This window comes from Pseudomonas sp. PS01270, from assembly GCF_029959775.1.
In the GTDB taxonomy this organism is placed as follows: Bacteria; Pseudomonadota; Gammaproteobacteria; order Pseudomonadales; family Pseudomonadaceae; genus Aquipseudomonas; species Aquipseudomonas atacamensis.
This window is the reverse complement of record NZ_JASCPT010000029.1, coordinates 33,898-48,926: the sequence shown is the minus strand read 5'-3', so window position 1 is coordinate 48,926 and position 15,029 is coordinate 33,898. Positions and strand designations below refer to the sequence as shown.

General features: G+C 60.1%; 17 protein-coding genes. All 17 read right to left on the bottom strand.

Annotation, left to right across the window (positions count from 1 at the left end):
• Positions 1-80: 80 nt before the first annotated feature.
• A complete protein-coding gene (locus tag QMX86_RS11515; protein WP_071173205.1) occupies positions 81-1,079 on the bottom strand; it encodes an ADP-ribosylglycohydrolase family protein in 999 nt (332 codons plus the stop codon).
• Entirely contained in the window at positions 1,076-1,789 is a 714-nt protein-coding gene (locus tag QMX86_RS11510; RefSeq protein ID WP_073472290.1) for a GntR family transcriptional regulator, read from the bottom strand. The genes QMX86_RS11515 and QMX86_RS11510 overlap by 4 nt, the downstream gene beginning before the upstream one ends.
• Positions 1,790-2,061: 272 nt before the next feature.
• A complete protein-coding gene (gene araH / locus QMX86_RS11505) occupies positions 2,062-3,030 on the bottom strand; it encodes an L-arabinose ABC transporter permease AraH (protein WP_038861078.1) in 969 nt (322 codons plus the stop codon).
• A gap of 12 nt (positions 3,031-3,042) precedes the next feature.
• Positions 3,043-4,590, bottom strand: coding sequence for an L-arabinose ABC transporter ATP-binding protein AraG (araG, locus tag QMX86_RS11500; RefSeq protein ID WP_041479431.1), 1,548 nt, complete (start codon positions 4,588-4,590; stop codon positions 3,043-3,045).
• Between the two features lie 53 nt (positions 4,591-4,643).
• The gene (locus tag QMX86_RS11495; protein ID WP_016770973.1) at positions 4,644-5,648 is read right to left on the bottom strand and encodes a substrate-binding domain-containing protein; all 1,005 of its coding nucleotides are present in this window, start codon (positions 5,646-5,648) and stop codon (positions 4,644-4,646) included.
• Positions 5,649-5,785: 137 nt separating this feature from the next.
• Entirely contained in the window at positions 5,786-6,604 is an 819-nt protein-coding gene (locus tag QMX86_RS11490; RefSeq protein WP_243240954.1) for an SDR family oxidoreductase, read from the bottom strand.
• A gap of 3 nt (positions 6,605-6,607) precedes the next feature.
• Positions 6,608-6,760, bottom strand: a complete 153-nt coding sequence (locus tag QMX86_RS11485; protein WP_218574829.1) for a hypothetical protein — start codon at positions 6,758-6,760, stop codon at positions 6,608-6,610.
• Positions 6,761-6,874: 114 nt separating this feature from the next.
• Positions 6,875-7,750 (bottom strand): SMP-30/gluconolactonase/LRE family protein, encoded by an 876-nt coding sequence (locus tag QMX86_RS11480; RefSeq protein WP_282384543.1) that lies wholly within the window; start codon positions 7,748-7,750, stop codon positions 6,875-6,877.
• Between the two features lie 133 nt (positions 7,751-7,883).
• On the bottom strand, positions 7,884-8,600 hold the full coding sequence (locus QMX86_RS11475) for a FadR/GntR family transcriptional regulator (protein WP_016770977.1): 717 nt from the start codon (positions 8,598-8,600) through the stop codon (positions 7,884-7,886).
• Between the two features lie 192 nt (positions 8,601-8,792).
• On the bottom strand, positions 8,793-9,353 hold the full coding sequence (locus QMX86_RS11470; RefSeq protein WP_122602287.1) for a DUF1285 domain-containing protein: 561 nt from the start codon (positions 9,351-9,353) through the stop codon (positions 8,793-8,795).
• A gap of 14 nt (positions 9,354-9,367) precedes the next feature.
• Positions 9,368-9,973 carry a DUF4823 domain-containing protein gene (locus QMX86_RS11465; RefSeq protein WP_016770979.1) on the bottom strand — a complete coding sequence of 202 codons (606 nt, stop codon included), beginning with the start codon at positions 9,971-9,973 and terminating at the stop codon, positions 9,368-9,370.
• Between the two features lie 127 nt (positions 9,974-10,100).
• Positions 10,101-11,069: a radical SAM protein gene (locus QMX86_RS11460; protein WP_076563802.1), complete on the bottom strand. Its 969-nt coding sequence runs from the start codon at positions 11,067-11,069 to the stop codon at positions 10,101-10,103.
• A 138-nt stretch (positions 11,070-11,207) separates the two neighbouring features.
• The gene (locus QMX86_RS11455; protein WP_016770981.1) at positions 11,208-11,846 is read right to left on the bottom strand and encodes a TetR/AcrR family transcriptional regulator; all 639 of its coding nucleotides are present in this window, start codon (positions 11,844-11,846) and stop codon (positions 11,208-11,210) included.
• Positions 11,847-12,197: 351 nt separating this feature from the next.
• Positions 12,198-12,989 (bottom strand): TatD family hydrolase, encoded by a 792-nt coding sequence (locus QMX86_RS11450; protein ID WP_122707409.1) that lies wholly within the window; start codon positions 12,987-12,989, stop codon positions 12,198-12,200.
• A gap of 15 nt (positions 12,990-13,004) precedes the next feature.
• Positions 13,005-13,361 (bottom strand): PilZ domain-containing protein, encoded by a 357-nt coding sequence (locus QMX86_RS11445; RefSeq protein ID WP_016770983.1) that lies wholly within the window; start codon positions 13,359-13,361, stop codon positions 13,005-13,007.
• A gap of 42 nt (positions 13,362-13,403) precedes the next feature.
• Positions 13,404-14,387: a DNA polymerase III subunit delta' gene (locus QMX86_RS11440; protein WP_073472277.1), complete on the bottom strand. Its 984-nt coding sequence runs from the start codon at positions 14,385-14,387 to the stop codon at positions 13,404-13,406.
• Entirely contained in the window at positions 14,380-15,012 is a 633-nt protein-coding gene (gene tmk, locus QMX86_RS11435; RefSeq protein ID WP_016770985.1) for a dTMP kinase, read from the bottom strand. The genes QMX86_RS11440 and tmk overlap by 8 nt, the downstream gene beginning before the upstream one ends.
• Between the last annotated feature and the right edge of the window lie 17 nt (positions 15,013-15,029).

Genomic DNA, 15,029 nt, shown 5'->3' with positions numbered 1-15,029 from the left:
AGCAAGCTCGCTCCCACAGGGTATGTGAACGTCACAAATCCAATGTGGGAGCGAGCTTGCTCGCGAAGGCGGCAGCCCAATCAGCGCAAGGCCAACAGCCCCTGCACCAAAGGCTCAAGCTCCAGCTGATTAACAGCTTTCACCGTTTCGATCATCGGCTGCGGCCAGCACTCAAGCCCCAGGCAAGCCCCGAGCATGGCGCCGAGAATCGCAGCGATGGTATCCGTGTCGCCGCCCAGGCTGGCAGCCATGCACAACGCTTCGAATGCCGTCATCTCGCCGATGGCCACTTGCTGGGCCAGGGCGAATGAAACCACCACCGACTCCTGCGAAGCCACCGATGTGCCGATTACGTCGTAGAGCAGATCGGCAAGCAATGCTTTGTCGCTGTCGACGCTGATACTGCGCGCCCAACTGATACGCGAGGCGATGCGCCCGCCAGCCACCCAATGCCCGTGCGCTTCGGCTTGCTGCGCGATCTGCTGGCCGAGGTTCAGCGCCTCGCCGAGATCGACGTCATTGATGCCAGCGGAGACCACCGCCGCCACCGCCGCCGCACTGGAAATTCCCAGCGTGGTGTTATGCGTCACCTGGCAAGCCTGCACGACCGCCGCAATGAAGCGCTGCGGATCGGCCACGTTCGCGGCAATGCCCACCGGGGTGATGCGCATCGCCGCGCCGTTGGTGGTGCCGTAGCGCCCGGCTTCTTCCGGGGAATGCCCGGCGAGGATCATCTCAATGGCGCGTTTGGTCGAGGGGCCGAGCAAGTCCTGCGAGCCTTTGGCCTGCATCTCGGCTTCCCACTCGATCAAGCGCTGGGCGAGGACCGCCGGCTCGATGCGGCCGTGACCTTCGACCAATAACTCGCCGACCAGGATCGCCTGCTCGGTGTCATCGGTGATCGAGCCTTTGGGCATGTTCGCGGCGATCGGTTGCAGTGGGCCGGCGTCTTGCAGATCAGTGATCTGGCCGAAGCGCGCCTTGATCGTTTCACGATCGAGCGACTGCGTCGGCATGCCCAGCGCGTCACCCAGGGCCAGACCATAGAAAGCGCCAAGCGCACGGTTGAGCGCGGTCATTTCGATTCTCCGAATTGCAGGTGCAGACGAAAGTGCACCGGGTCGAGCAGGCTTTCCACCTGTTCCATGAAACGGTTCTGCCGGTCGTAGGTGGTGCGCAGGGCTTTGAGAAACACCGTGCCGACCGGACGGCCGAGCAGCTCGGCGTCTTCGGCATTCAGCGGCTCGGCGCCGATCCACTGATCGCCGCGCTCGCCGATGTAGCCGTAGGCGGCCAGGGTGATGGTCAGGGAATTGTCGATCAAACCGACGCGAGGCAGGCTTTCCAGGCCGCCGTTGGCCGGCATCAAGGATCGTTCGAGAGACACCAGCGTACCGTCGGTGGCGCGCCGGCGACGGTCGAGGGTGATGAATTGATCGGTGCCGAAATGCACCAGCAGATCCGGGCGAGTCACGGCTTCGAGGCGCAACACTTCGGTATTGATCAGCGCCCCGCTGTCGGCCAATGCCTGCGCCCAGCCGCTGCGCTGATCCAGCGCGACACCGTCGAAAGTGACGATGGAACCGACACCGCTCTGCGTGGCGATGTAATTACGCCGCTTCAGTTCGGCCAGCGCCTCACGCAAGGTGCCACGGCTGACCTGGAATTCTTGAGCCAACTGATGTTCGCCGGGCAACAGAAAACCGTCCTCCATGAGGCCGCTCTCGATGCGTCGGACGAGCTCGTCGACCACCCTTTGCTTCTTGTCGAATCGTACCTGTCTAATCATGTACAAATTGATAACCGAAACGGTGCGTGGCGGGCAACAAAAATTTGAGCGAGGTGACCGGTGGAGAGAGCAAAATCAAGAACCCCTCACCCTAGCCCTCTCCCGGAGGGAGAGGGGACTGAATGGGGGATGCTCAAGAGATACGCCGACCTGAAAGTGCTTCGCCGAATCCATAATCGACGAGAGCTTTCAGGTCGACGGATTACGCAAGACACCTCGGTCGGCCCCCTCTCCCTCCGGGAGAGGGCTGGGGTGAGGGGTAGCTTTTGACGTTACCGTTGTTTCAAGCGGTCAATGACCACGGCCAGCAACAGAATCGAACCCCGAATCACATACTGATAAAACGTGTCGATGTTCTTCAGGTTCATCGCATTCTCGATGATCGCCAGAATCAACACCCCGGCAATCACGTGGCGAATCATGCCGATGCCGCCACTCAGCGAAACCCCGCCCAATACGCAGGCAGAGATCACCGTCAGTTCAAAACCCTGACCAATCATCGGCTGCCCGGAAGTCATCCGCGAGGCCAGAATCACACCCGCCAGCGCACCGATCAAACCATGCACGGCGAAGATGATGATCTTGGTCCGGTCAACGTTGACGCCCGCCAGCAACGCCGCTTCCTGGTTGCCACCGATAGCCATGGTGTTGCGCCCGTAGGTGGTGTAGTTCAGCAGCCAGCCGAAGAACAGGAAGCAGACAATGGTGATCAGGATCGGCACCGGCACACCGAACAGCTGGCCGTTACCGAAGACGAAGAACGATTCCTGCGAAACACCGACCGCTTTGCCGTTGGCAAAAATATAGGCCAGACCGCGAACGATCTGCATGGTCGCCAGCGTCGTGATCAAGGCATTGACGCGCAACTTGGCAATCACGATGCCGTTGATCAGACCAACGATCAGGCCCATCACCAGTGCTGCGCTGACCCCGAGAAACACGCTGTTGGTGTCACGCATCACCACCGCCGCGACCACGCCGGCACAGGCGATCACTGAGCCGACCGAGAGGTCGAAGTGCCCGGACGCCAGGCAATAAAGCATGGTGCACGCGGCGATGCCGGTGGTGGAAATCGCCAGGCCCAGGCCACGCATGTTCAGCGGCGAGAGGAAGTTGTCGATCAGCAATGTGCAGGCGACGAAGATGCCGATCGCCGCCAGCAGCATGACCCAGTCATCGAGGAAGCGCCGCAGGTCCAGCGGTTTGCGCTCGGTCGGCAGGGTTTCGTTTTGCGTAGTCATCATAGTCACCTCTCAGTTCGCCACGCCGTCAGCGCGGTGGCGTGGCAAAGCCAGTTGCAGCAGGTTGGATTCATTGGCCTGGTCGCGGCTGACTTCGCCGCGCAGGGCGCCTTCGCACAGCACCAGGATGCGGTCGGAAATGCCCATCACTTCCATCAGATCGCTGGACACCACGATCACCGAAATGCCGTCGGCGGCGAGGTTATGAATGATCTGGTAGATCTCGGCCTTGGCGCCGATGTCGATGCCACGGGTCGGTTCGTCGAGCAGCAGGACTTTCATCGGCATCGACAACCAGCGGCCGAGAATGGCCTTCTGCTGATTGCCGCCGGAAAGGAACTTGATCTGCTGGCCGGCGTGCGGGGTTTTCACTTTCAGGGCCTTGATCTGCTTGTCGGCGTTGCCCTTTTCCCACAGGCCGCGAATCAGGCAGCCGAGCCCGGAATGCGCACCGCGGGCACTGATGTTGATGTTCTCGGCGACGCTGGCCAGGGGGATGATGCCTTCTTTCTTGCGATCTTCCGGGCAGAGCAGAATGCCGGCGGCAATCGCGTCACGGGGCGAGCGCAGTTTCAGCTCATGACCGCGCAATTCGAGACGGCCGGCGGTGTTGCGCTCCAGTCCGCTGAGCAGGCGAAACAGCTCGGTGCGCCCTGCCCCGACCAGTCCGAACAGGCCAAGGATTTCGCCTTTGTGCGCTTCGAAACTGATCGGCTCGCGCAGGCCCGGGCCGAGCAGGCCGTCGACTTTCAACGCCACGGCGCCACGCGGGCGATGGCGGTAATCGTAGATGTCCTGAATGTCGCGGCCGACCATGCAGGTCACCAGTTGATCGTGGGTCAACTGGCTCATGTCGTCGAAGGTACGCACGTAGCGGCCGTCCTTGAACACGGTGACGGCGTCGCAGATACGGAAGACTTCTTCCATGCGATGGGACACGTAGAGCACCACTTTGCCTTCGTCGCGCAGACGACCGATGATCGCCATCAAGCGGTCGATCTCGCGTGCCGAGAGACTACTGGTCGGTTCGTCGAAAGCGATAACGTGGGCGCCGCGCGACAGCGCTTTGGCGATTTCCACCAACTGCCGCTGGCCCAACGACAAGCGTCCGACCTTGGTTTGCGGATCGATTTCGTCGGCCAGGCCTTTCAGGCAATTCAAGGCTTTCTGGCGCAGCTCACTGCGATTGATCAGGCCGAAACTGGCCGGCAGATGCCCGAGAAACAGGTTTTCGGCCACGGTCATTTCCGGAACCAGATGCAGTTCCTGGTGAATCACCGCGACGCCACTGCCGATGCTGTCAGCGGTGGACTTGAACGCCATCGCCTGCTCGCCGATCTGCAGCTCGCCGCTGCTCGGAATGTAGGCGCCACCGAGGATTTTCAGCAGGGTCGATTTGCCCGCGCCGTTCTCGCCCATCAAGGCATGAACCTGGCCGGGGTGGGCGACGAAGCTGATGCCGTCGAGCGCTTTCACGCCGGGAAAGGTCTTGCCGATCCCGTTGAAGCGCAGGCTGCCGCTGGCGCCGTGTTGTTCTTGTGTCTGTACTTGCGCGTGCATAAAGCCACCTCTTCACACCGAAAAACGGCCCGGCTGCCCGGGCCGTCGCTGCCTCAGTTCCACAAGCCGATTTTTTCCAGCTCTTGCTTGAAGTTTTCGCGGGTGATCAGGGTGACGTCATCCATGGCGGTGTACTTCGGTGGCTCTTTGCCGGCGGTGATCCACTCGTACATCATCTCGGCGGTCTTGTAGCCCTCGATGTGCGGGCTTGGCAGCATCGAACCGAAGAAGCCGCTGTTAGGCTTTTTCAACTCGCCGATGGCGTCGGTGCCGTTGATGCCGATGCCGATCACGTTGCTCGCGGCAAAACCGGCCGCTTCGGTGGCGCGCACGCCGCCGAGCACGGTGTTGTCGTTCATGCCGCCGATGATCAGGTTTTTCGCCGCGCTCGGCAGTTTCACCAGCGCCGAGTTGGTGGCGTCCATGCTGCCCGGTACGTCGAGGGTTTTCAGCGCGGCGAAAAGGATGTGGTCCTCAGGCATGCCGGCCTTCTTCAGGGCATCGACCGAACCGTCGGTGCGCTTCTTGCCGGTGTCGAGTTCGTTGTAGGTGTTGACCACCGCGTAGGTGTCTTTCCAGTCCCAGTTACGCTTCTTCGCTTCGGCAGCCATGGCGGCGCCCTGCTTCTGGCCGACTTCAAACGCGGCCATGCCCAGGTACGGCACGTCTTCCATGAATTTGCCGTTGGCGTCGACAAAACGGTCGTCGACGGCAATTACTTTCAGGTCGTTGATCTTGGCTTTGGCCATGATCGCCGGGCCGAGGGACACGTCAGGCGGGCAGATCACAAAACCCTTGGCGCCGTTGGCGGCCAGGCTGTCGATCGCCGAGAGGGTCTTCTCGCCATCCGGCACCGCGATCTTGATCAGTTCAAAGCCTTTGTCCTTGGCGGCTTTTTCGGCAAAAGCCCATTCGGTCTGGAACCACGGTTCTTCGGCCTGCTTGACCAGAAAACCGATCTTCACCGCGTCGGCGGCGAGCAGCGCACTGCTCAGGCTGAACGCAGTGACCGCCAGGGCAGTGCTGCACAGGGTACGAATCCCGAAACGACGTTTCATCAGATGACTCCTTGTTATTTTTTTTGAGCAAGGTTTGAAAAGCGTTGAAGCGTGTTCTCAGTGAAGCTGTTTGAAAATAGTCATATCGTATGATGATTGGATTTCAAGCGTAGTTCAGCGCTGGAAATCCGTTTTGTTCAGTCGTGGTACATCACCGAGCGGCCACCATCGATGGTGATGCACGAAGCGTTGATAAACGGTGCCTCATCGCTGGCCAGAAATACCGCCGTCATTGCCACTTCGATCGGCTGGCCGATGCGCTTGGGCGGGTGCAGGTCAAAGGCGCGTTGACGCTCGGCATGCGGATCGGCAAAGCCATTCCAGTAATCGACGTTCAGCTGCGTTTCGATGTAGCCCGGCGCGATGGCGTTGACGCGAATGCCTTTGGCCGCGTATTCGATGCCGAGAGCGCGGGTCAGGCCGAGCAAGCCGTGCTTGGCTACCGGGTACGGGAAGCAACCGGGAATGATCTGGCTGGAATGGGTCGAGGCGATGTTGATAATGCTGCCCACGCCCTGCTCGATCATCTGCGGCAGCACCGCTTTGCAGCCATACCAGGCGCCGTCCAGGTCAATGGCGAAGCAGCGGCGCCAGTCTTCTTCCGTCATCTGCAAAGGATCGCGGAACACATTGACCCCGGCACAGTTGACCAACACATCGATGCGGCCATGCAATTCCACGGCGCGTCGGGCCAGGGCATGCAGATCCTGCTGATTCGATACGTCGACCTTGAGCGCCTGCACGTCATGGCCCTGATCGCGCCAGTGAGCGGCGACCTGCTCGACCTTGTCGGCCTGGATATCGCTGATGAGTAATCTGGCTTGCTGCGAGGCGAACGCGGCAACGATAGCTTCGCCGATGCCCTGAGCGGCCCCGGTCAACACAACGACCTTGTTTTTCAGGCGCTCGCCTTTCGGCGGCGCCGGCACTGGTGGCAATGTCAGCGCTTCAGCCATGGCTCAGGCCTCCTGCACGCAGGCGCAAAAAAAACGGGCATCGGTCGATGTCCGGTTCTGACGGCTGGGGAAAACAAACAGGCAAGCGTCGCCGACGGCATTAAGCCGTGACAAAAGGCGGATCCCGCTTGCGCGGGCGAGAAGAATTCGCTGCATCACTTCACCTGTTTTGTTCTTTTTAAGTGTGAGTGCGTGTTACTGCTGGAGCCGACTATAAACCCGACCGCCAAATAATCTCAATATATAATTTTGCATCCCATATTTTGGGATTTATCCAGCAAAACGCGTACAGAGTTTTCCTGCAACGTCGACGCGCATGCTCAGCACCGCGCCATCCAATGGATGATTCAGTGGACTCTTGGCGCTGGTGATGAATAAGGTTTTCAAGTCTTCGCCACCGAACACGCAACTGGTCGGGCGACTGACCGGCAGATCGATTTTTCGATCCACCTGCCCGTCCGGCGTCAGGCGCAACAGGCAACTGCCGTCCCAGCGTGCATTCCACACATAGCCTTCGGCGTCCATCGCCGAGCCATCGGGACCACCGTGTCGATCGGACGAGTGGAACACCTGCGGAGCATCGAGACTGCCGTCGGTGCGGATGAAATATCGATTGAGCGTGCTGTCGAGACTTTCACCAAACAGCAGCGTGGTGCCGTCGTCACTCCACAGCAGGGTGTTGGGGATGCCCAGACCGAGCAGCAGCGGTGTCACGCGCTGATCGGGATCAATGCGGAACAGGCCTCCGGAACGGCGCACCAGCGGCAGATCCTCACCGTGCTCGCCGATGTTGTTCTGCATGGTGCCTAACCACAACCGGCCCAAGGCATCGCAACGGGCTTCGTTGGGCCGGTTGCCTGGTTGCGGGTCGGCGACGCAGAACAACGTCAAGCGTGGCTCGAGGCCGGGCGAATCGAGATCCAGCCGATAGACACCGCTGCTCAGCGTGACCAGCGCATCGCCGCTGGCGCAAGGAATGAAGGCGGAGATGTGCTCGGGCATCTGCCAGATCTGCACGTTCTGACCGATCAGGCGCAACGCTTGTTTACCGGCGATATCGACCCAGTACAACGCCTGGGTCGACGCATCCCAGAACGGGCCTTCGCCGAGTTGCGCGCGGTGTTGGGTCAGGGCGGTGAACGGCATATCAAGTCCTTCTGAGTTGTTGTTTTACTGTGGGAGCGAGCTTGCTCGCGAAGGCGGAGTGTCAGTCAATGATGATTTATCTGACCTGATGCATTCGCGAGCAAGCTCGCTCCCACAGGATGTCTCGACATTTTCAGCTAGCTTTTCTACTGGCCATGACTTTCGGGTAAAAGCGTTTTATCGCCAGGTCGGCGTTGTCGATCAAGGTCATGCATGCCCACACGCCACGGGTCGAATCGCGCGCGGCGATGGCGTCGGCCATGTCTTTATGGATCGGCAAGGTGCGGCGCAGTTCATCGGGGTCGGCGGCGGAGACTTCGAACGACACCGCCAGCAACGCGCCGAGGGCCGGGACCATTTGTTCGATGAACTGATTATGGCTGGCGGCCAGGATGCATTCGTGGAAGGCCTGGTCGGCACGGTTGTAATCGATGCCACTGTCGACCGCACGCTCCAGTGCATTGAAAGCCAGTTGCACCGCTTCGATCTGCTCCGGCGTTGCGCGCTCACAGGCCCAGCGCACCGCCATCGGCTCTATGGTGCGGCGCAAATCCAGCAGATCATCGACGAAGTTTTCCGGCAAGCCGTTGCGCGATAGCCAACCGACCACTTGCGGATCGAACAGATTCCAGCGCCGGACCGGCAACACCCGCGTGCCGACTTTCGGCCCGACTTCGAGCATGCCTTTGGCGACGAGGGTTTTGATGGCTTCGCGAATCACCGTACGGCTGACGCCAAGCTGTTCGCCCAGATCCGCCTCGACCTTGATGGTCTGCCCCGGCTTGACCTGACCGGCAGCAATCCAGCTGCCCAGCCAGTCAACGGTCGACGCATGAAAGCTGCTGGACATGAACACCTCAAGGCGAATCGCGATGGGTGCCTACGCTAATCATCATACGAATAACAGTCAATCGGATTTTTTCAGCTTGCGCAAACCATTGTGGGAGCGAGCCTGCTCGCGAAAGCGTCGCGTCAGTCAACATTGCTGGCGACTGATACAGCGCGTTCGCGAGCACGCTCGCTCCCACATTTTGATGTTGTGTCAGGGTTCCAGACCGATGCGAAAGAACTCGCCGCCACTCCACACGCCCAACCAGCGCTGACCATCGATCTCGCGGCTCACCGCCAGTTCCACCAACTGGTAAAACACATTGCGGTGAATCAGCGCTTCAAGGTTGCTGCGCACATGCACATAAGGCGCAGGCTCCTGGGTCTCAGGATTGATCTCGACACGGATCGGATGCTCGGCCCCCGCCTCGATGGTTTCCTCGACGTTGCTGGTAAAGCGCAAAACCTGCGCCTCGCCCTCGCCTTGCACTTCCACGGCAACCGCTACGAACGGCGCATCATCGACCTTGATCCCGACCTTCTCGACCGGGGTGATCAGGAAGTAATCATCGCCGTCGCGGCGGATGATGGTGGAGAACAGTTTGACCATCGGCTTGCGCCCGATCGGCGTGCCCAGGTAGTACCAGGTGCCGTCGCGGGCGATGCGCATGTCGATGTCGCCGCAGAAATCCGGGTTCCACAAATGCACCGGTGGCAGGCCTTTGGTCTTGGGGATCTGCCCCAGCAGGTCATTGGCTGTTTGCGGGTCACTCATGGCGTACTCCTTGATTACTGGTCGCCGATCCCCAGCAGGCTGCGTGCGTATTGCGCCAGCGGCGGACCGATGAGGTCTTCGGGTTTGGAGTCATGGAACGTCAGTAAACCGCCACGACTCTTGATCCGTGCAGTATCAATCAAATACTGGGTGCTGGTCTCGATCAACATGATCTGAATCACGCCGCCGTCGATACCGAGGCGATCCACGGCTTCCTGGTCCAGCCACTCGTCAGAGTTGCCGATGCGGTCGTCAGCCTTGGCGAAACGTGTGTACAGCAGATAATGCGCGCCGGCATCACGGGCTTCGCCCATGGCTTGATCGAGGCCTTCCGGCGCACGGGCGCGGCGGACCATCGGGAAATATTCGACAAAGCCCTTGAAGGCTTCTTCGGCGACCACGTTCGGCCGTGGATAGGAACCACCCGGTGGCGCGAACGCGCCCTGGGCGATGAAGATGAACGAGTCCGGCTGAATGCGGAGATTGTTCACCCGGCGGCTGTCGCTGTGGTCCAGAAGCCCCGCATCGCTCATGTGATAACGAGTGCCTTCGGCCATATCGCTGACATTCATGCAGCCGCCAAGCGCCAAAACGGCCAGCAGCAAAACCAGGCTACGCATCCTAATCCTCCAGAAGCCGGTGTCGGAAAACCGGCGAATGGCCGTTCGATGCAGCTTTTGCGCCAGCTCGGGATTTTCCTTGAAAGGCGTTCCCTGTGGGAGCGAGCCTGCTCGCGAAAGCGATTTTTCAGCCACCAATAATCTTCATGACAGTAGCGCCGCCAGAGAACGCCACCTCCTGCTTGTCACCCAACGCCTTGACCAGCAAACGTTGCAGTGCCGGCAAAGCCTGGTGGCGCGGCTTGTCGAGCAGATCGCCGACATAGTGGCGGTTGCTCGACGACAAACAGCCATGCAGCCAACCGGTCGACGACAGGCGCAAGCGCGAACACGTGCGGCAGAACGGCACGCTTTCGTTGGCGATCACCCCGAAATTGCCGCGACCGGGAATCGCATAGCGAACGGCCGTGGCGTCCACCGGTGCGTCGGTCTGGGCGTATTCATAGCGCTCGCCAATCAGGCCGAGCAACTGCTCAAGGCTGACGAACTGCTGCAGAAAAGCATTCGAGTCCTTGGCCAGATGGCCCATGCGCATCAGCTCGATGAAGCGCAGTTCGAAGCCGCGCTCCAGACAGTAATCAAGCAACGGCATGACCTGATCGAGGTTTTGCCCGCGCAACGGCACCATGTTGACCTTGATCTTCATCCCGGCGGCAGCAGCCTGATCCATGCCATCGAGCACGCTGGCCAGGTCGCCGCCACGGGCGATGCTGCGAAAAGCAGCGGCATCAAGGGTATCGAGGGAAACGTTGATCCGGCGCAGACCGGCATCGACCAGCAGCGGCAGTTTTTTCGCGAGGAGTTGACCATTGGTGGTCAGGCTGATGTCGTCGAGGCCCATCTGGCCGACGGCAGTCATGAACGATTCGAGCTTGGGGCTGACCAGTGGCTCGCCGCCAGTGATGCGCAGGCGCTCGATGCCGGCCGCTTCGATCAGGTATTCGACGCCGCGCGCCATGGCTTCGGCCGACAGTTCATCCTGCGCAGCGACCAACCGCTTGCCGTTGGGCACGCAGTAGGTACAGGCGTAATTGCAGGCAGAGGTCAGGCTGATGCGCAGATTGCGAAAACGCCTGCCTTGACGGTCAACGATCATGAAACACTCCGGCGAAAGAAAATCGAGCGAGCAAAACTTGACTGAGAAATCAGGTTTTAGCAAGCCCTATGCCTGAGTATATTCCTGCGCTATTGCGCCATGTTGTGAAAACACGGCGCAATCAGCCCGCTGAATGACTTAGGTGCTCGGCGTTTCCGGGTCGCGCTTGCGCTTGTTGCCCATGCGCACGCCGATGTCCATCAGGAACTGGAAGAAGCCTTCCTGATCTTCCAGCACATTGCTCCAGAATGGCGAGTGATACAGCGCCACCGCGCCGTGCACCAACGCCCAGGATGCGCAGTAATGGAAGTACGGCGGCACGTCTTCGAGCTTGCCTTCGCTGATGCGCCCCTTGATCAGCAAGGTCAGGCGTTCGAAGTTCGAGGCACGGATCTTGTGCAGTTCCTCGACCATCTCCGGCACCTGATTGCCCTTGACCACTTTCTCTTCGAGGCGGTCGAACAGGCGATAGCGCTGCGGGTCGCGCATGCGGAATTCGAAGTAGGCGCGCGACAGCGCTTCCTTGTCCTTGTCGACATCCGCCGAATGCAGCAGCTCGTTCAGATCGCGCTCGTAGTCGAGCATCAGGCGCAAGTAGATCTCCGCCTTGGATTTGAAGTGCTTGTAGATCGTGCCTTTGCCGATACCCACGGCATCAGCAATCATCTCGACGGTGACACTGTCTTCACCCTGGTCGAGGAACAGCTTGAGCGCGGTATCGAGAATTTCCTGCTCGCGGCGACGAAATTCACGGACCTTACGAGGTTCTTTATGCATAAGAAAAAGGTCTGAAGGGTCAAAATTCGAAGCCGCGTATTATGCCTAACTTGCGCAAAAAAGCACGGTTCATCGACCAAATCTGTGTTTCTTGTTCATTTCGAGAACGATTCGGGTGCAATGAGAACTCAACTGAAGCAAACGTATTCCAAATTTGTTTAAAAACCCCGACCGGCTCACTGGACTGCACGCCAGACTGATCAATACTTGAACTGTCGGGCGACATCTCCCCCAAGTGTCGCGCCGGTAAAGGTACCAACGGACCGCGTGCCTTTGTTTTACTCCTAATGGTCTTAACCCGGATTCACCCCCCAGAACCCGGGTTTTTTTTGCCTGCGATTTGGCCAGCCGTCATACGGCAGATTTAACACTCGCCAGCGGGAACAGACGCTTGAAGTTCTCTGTGGTCTGCTCGGCAAAGCGCTCGTAGTTCTCACCACGCAGCATCGCCAGAAACTCCGCCACTTCGCGCACGTACTGCGGCAGGTTCGGCTTGCCGCGATACGGGATCGGCGCCAGGTACGGCGAGTCGGTTTCCACCAGCAGGCGATCGGCCGGCACTTTGCTCGCCACGTCACGCAAGGCGTCGGCATTGCGGAACGTGACAATGCCCGAGAGGGAAATGTAATAGCCCATGTCCAGCGCCGCTTTGGCCATGTCCCAGTCTTCGGTGAAGCAATGCAACACACCCGCCTGGGGCAGCGCCGCTTCGCGCAGCAGTTCCAGGGTGTCGGCACGAGCGCCACGGGTGTGGATGATCACCGGTTTGCCGGTCTGCTGCGCCGCTTGCAGGTGCAGGCGAAACGATTCCTGCTGCAACTCGGCAGCTTCCGGCTCGTAGTGATAGTCGAGACCGGTTTCGCCGATCGCCACCACTTTCGGGTGATCGAGTTCGTGCAGCAGCCAGTCCAGCGCTGGTGCCGCGCCCGGCTGCACATCCAGCGGATGCACACCGACCGAGCAATCGACATCGGCATACCGCTCGGCGAGGGCTTTGACGTCGGCGGCGTTGTCGGCACTGACGCCGATGCACAGAAAGTGTCCGACCCCACGCTCGCGGGCCGCAGCGAGTGCGGCATCCAGCGAGCCGTCATGGGCGGAGAGGTCGAGACGATCAAGGTGGCAATGGGAATCTACGAGCATAAAAAGGACTGCAACTTACATCGTATGAGTGGGACGGTCGGATTTCAGCGCTCCGGCCAGATGAGTTTCGATGCGACTGCGCGCGGTGTCGTCGCCGTCGTTGAACTGCACGCCGACACCGGCGGCGCGATTGCCTTGTGCGCCTTTGGGGGTGATCCAGGCGACTTTGCCGGCGACGGGAATTTTTTCCGCTTCATCCATCAGGTGCAACAACATGAACACCTCGTCGCCCAACCGGTAGCTTTTGTTGGTCGGGATGAACAGTCCGCCATTCTTGATGAACGGCATGTAGGCGGCGTAAAGCACCGACTTGTCCTTGATGGTCAGGGACAAGATGCCGTTACGCGGCCCCGGGCTGACAGGTTCAATCATGTTCACCTCCACTGCTGATCTTCAGAGTCTAGGTACACATTCTTATCTTTGACCAGGCAATCCCACCCATTGCACCAACAATGCTTCCAGCAAAAGCGCCGGATTGAGGTTGGCCTTGCTCAACACTTTCTGCCGTTGGGCGAGAATCCAGTCCTGAATATCCAGCACTTTGCCCTGCGCGCTTTTCTGCGCCAGGTACTGCACGACCTTGCGCATATCGGCCAGGCCGAGGCCGCCTTCGTCCTGTGTCAGTTGATAGCGCAGGATCAGGCTCGACCAGTCGCAGAACCAGTCGAACAGACGCAACATCGGAATACTTTTCCACTCTTCCGCCAGTTGCGTCGGCGATTGCTGGCCCTTGAGCAACTTCTTCACGCCTTCGACAACTTGCGCGCGCTGTTCACGCACACCTTGCGATTGCAGGCTGACCGCCATCAGCGGCGACCCGGCGGCCAGCGTCAGCAGTTCGACGCGTTCGTCTTCCGCGCAATCCGGCAGCGCCTGGGCCAGCCATTGCAGGCTCATCGCCTCGCCCGGCAGCGGGCAGGCCTGCTGCACGCAACGGCTCTTGATGGTTGGCAACAAACGGCTCGGCTGGTGACTGACCAACAGCAGAACAGTATCGCCGGACGGCTCTTCAAGGCTTTTGAGCAAGGCGTTGGCAGCGTTGATGTTCATCGACTCGACCGGCTCGATCAACACCACTTTGCGCCCGCCGAGCTGCGCAGTCTGCACGACGAAACTGACCAGATCACGAACCTGATCGACCTTGATCGCCTTGTCCGCCTCTTCCGGCTCCAGGATGTAATTGTCCGGATGACTGCCGGCCTTGAGCAGCAAGCAGGATTTGCACTCGCCACACGCCTCAGGCGTAGGACGCTGACACAGCAGGCTGGCCATCAAGCGTTCGGCCAGAGCACGTTTGCCAATACCGGCCGGACCGTGCAGCAGGTACGCGTGGGCATGCTGACTGCGTCCGGCCAGTTGCTGCCAGAGGCTGTCCTGCCATGGATAGGCCTCAGCCACGGGCCAGCTCCAGCAAATTCGGTAGCAAGGTGTCCAGCGATTGCTGGACCTTGGCCAATGGCTGGCCGGCATCGATGCGCACATAGCGCGAAGGATCGGCTTCGGCGCGCTTCAGAAACGCATTGCGCACGTTCTCGAAAAACGCCCGGCCTTCGAGTTCGAAACGGTCCAGGCGACCACGGGCACTGGCGCGGGCCAGACCGATCTCTACGGGCAGATCGAAAATAAGTGTCAGATCGGGCCGCAAGTCGCCCTGCACGAAAGTTTCCAGGGTGGCGATGCGTTCCAGCGACAAACCACGACCGCCGCCCTGGTAGGCGTATGTCGAGTCGGTGAAACGATCACACAGCACCACAGCGCCACGAGCGAGCGCCGGGCGAATCACCTCGGCCAGATGCTGCGCGCGGGCGGCGAACACCAGCAACAGCTCGGCGTCCGGATGCATCACTTCGTCGGCCGGGGTCAGCAACACGTCACGAATCCGCTCGGCCAGCGGCGTACCGCCAGGCTCACGGGTGAGCAGCACTTCGATACCGGCGGCGCGCAGGCGCTCGGCGAGGTATTCGCGATTGGTGCTCTTGCCCGCGCCTTCCGGGCCTTCCAGGGTAATAAACAAGCCAGTCACAGGCAGTCCTTCATCAA